The 2517-nt window shown below is 58.0% G+C and carries 3 protein-coding genes; all 3 read left to right on the forward strand.

Translation table 11 applies throughout. The annotated features are described in order from the left end of the window. Positions 1–955: hypothetical protein (locus H5U08_RS15605; protein ID WP_297035108.1), on the forward strand; the 955-nt coding region annotated here is incomplete at its 5' end. A 113-nt stretch (positions 956–1068) separates the two neighbouring features. Then, positions 1069–1638 (forward strand): TadE family protein, encoded by a 570-nt coding sequence (locus H5U08_RS15610; protein WP_297035110.1) that lies wholly within the window; start codon positions 1069–1071, stop codon positions 1636–1638. 651 nt (positions 1639–2289) lie between these two features. Then, positions 2290–2517: hypothetical protein (locus H5U08_RS15615; protein ID WP_297035112.1), on the forward strand; the 228-nt coding region annotated here is incomplete at its 3' end.

The following is a 2517-nucleotide window of genomic DNA, read 5'->3' on the forward strand; positions in this document are numbered from 1 at the left end:
CACCTGCTGTGTGCAACCGGGAGATCCGGTCGGGGGTGCCAGCCCCGAAGGCAATCTCATTTTTGGGGCGGTCATCCGCGACCCCAACGCCACCTGCCCAATTGTGTTTGATGCCAGCAAGCGCCCCGGCTGTAGCCCTGGCACCGTCCTTATTGATGCCACTGCGCAGGGACCGGGAAACCTTGCCCAGGACAACGCCTGGGGTATTGTGTTTCGGGCATCCCCGGACCTCCCCGCCGGGTTGACGATTCAAAGCGTGACCATCGATCTCCAAGCGGGGGGCGGCACCGGTCAATTTGATTTCACTTCTGCCCCACCCACTCTGTCAGACAATCTGCCGGCCCCGATCATTCCGTGTCATAACGATGTGGAGGGATTTCCTGATCCGTCCTCGCAGATCGTGTTCTCACCAACCTCGGGCCTGTCTCCTACCCTGACAATTCATTTTTATCCCGATCCCATCAGTGGCGATCTTGGGTTCGAGCCCGGTGACCGCATTCGGTTTGGCGCGAGGACCACCGGCGTCTCCCACGGAAGTGGCCAGGATTACGGCGACGGAATTGGACGCGACGGGGTGAGAGTGACGATTGTTTTCGCGATCAACGGGAATCCGCTTCCGCCTGTCTCGGCCGTGTTTTATGACAATACGGAATCGTCGAATGACTGTCAGGCCACCTGTCCGGTGCACCCCTCGGGAATCGACGACCTCCCGTGCCCACCTGCCAGTGCTCCCAACAACAACGGGCAATCCTACGCGCTTATTTCCGGCGGGTCTGGAAACGGCGAATTCGCCGTCCGTGCTCAGGCGGTGCTGGCGGTGCCCAGTCCGATTTGTTCTCTGTTCGGTCTTAAAATGCCCCGCTACCGCGTGTCCGCACATACGATTGCCGTTTACCAGTGTGGGAGTAAGACGATACGGCTTCAACGCGTTGACGAATACCGATGCAATGACTGACGCAACCAATCCGGAAGAGCAGCGCCGCTGTTCCGTTATTGGTGCGACGGGGTGGCCCCTCGTTTTCACAGTGCAGCCAACGAGCAATGAATACGACAACCTCCGAATGTAGCATGGCTAACGCAAGCAAATCCGACGGAAAAACGGCGGTTTCGCGTTTTTTGGACGGACTAAGTCGGCGACGGTCTTCACGGCGAGGATCATTGACGCTGGAGGCCGTGCTTGTTCTGCCGATTCTCTTGCTCGCCAGCCTGGCCGTCTTTCAGTTCGGTGTGTTGATGCTCATTGAGCAGACGATCACGCATGCGGTCACGGTTGCAGCGCGGGAAGCTGGAAAAGGCGCCGACATCGACGCGACGGTGCTCTCCGTCAACGCGGTCCTCGGTCTTCACGGTTTGTCTGTGGGGCCCGGCGCCACACTCGTTTTGGAGGACAGTCTCGGCACGCCAGCGGTTCAGGTGCGCGGCACACTCCCCTGTTCCGTGCCGAGTACTCCTTCCGTACCCGCGGGGATGCTGAAAGCCACGCTTTGCGTGGATCTCACTCAAAAACCGTTCTTTAATCTGCTCGCCACGTGCGGCTTGGACTTCACCGGGCGGAAATTCACAGTGTCTGCTGTGGCGCATCGGGAATTCGACGGCCTACCCGAGGTCACCCCACGGCCTGAGTGTTCCTGCCGATGAAGCGACACGACCGGAAGCGTTCTTAAGAAACTCCAGGTTGCCAGGTCCGCCTGGGCACCATCCTTGTCAGCCGCATTTTTCTGTATTGAAAAATCGATTTCTTCTCACCGGGCACGACAAGCGTGCCCCCCGACCTTTCGGAGGGACCTGCCTGTCAGGTCCGTTTGTCAACGTTCGATATTCCATTGCCTTCGCCGGGCACGACAAGCGTGCCCCTCCGAAACATCCGCCGGAGGGACCTGCTTGTCAGGTCCGCCGTTTGACGTTCGATTATCCATCTCCTTTCACGGGGACTGAATTCCCGCGCAGAAAGCGGGGTTGAAGCCCCGCACTCCACATAGGGAATTTCACGTCCCTATCGCCAGAGAAAAAACGGGGAGAAGCCAGGGATAGCCTTCTCTTGAAAACCAGGCCGACAACGGCAATAAATAGCGTCAACTGTACGAATCGTTAACCAGCGGCGGGGGCCCACACACATTTGGGCGATGCGGCTTCGATCATTTTCCACAATTAATCTGGCACCGAAAGGCCTCGAAAGAAGTTTTGTCGGGCACGAAGTTTTTCCTCCGTCCAATAGATAAATCTCGCATTTTACCGGAAGAGCTTTTTAGACCTGGGAGACATTCAAACCATCTGAAGAAGGATACCATCATGGATCGTCGACAATTTCTCATCCGCGGCGGCCAGGCGGCCCTGGTCTTCGGTGTACCGACTGGGATGTCCACACTATCTGCATTCGCACATGAAGAGGAAAAGCCCAAGCCGGCTTCCGGACCGCTCCGCGTCTCCGCCAGGAACCCGCGTTATTTCTGCGACGCCAGCGGACGTGAGGTGCTCCTGGTCGGCTCCCACACGTGGAACAACCTGGTCGATATGGGA

The sequence above is a fragment of the Thermogutta sp. genome (assembly GCF_014359955.1).
GTDB lineage: Bacteria > Planctomycetota > Planctomycetia > Pirellulales > Thermoguttaceae > Thermogutta.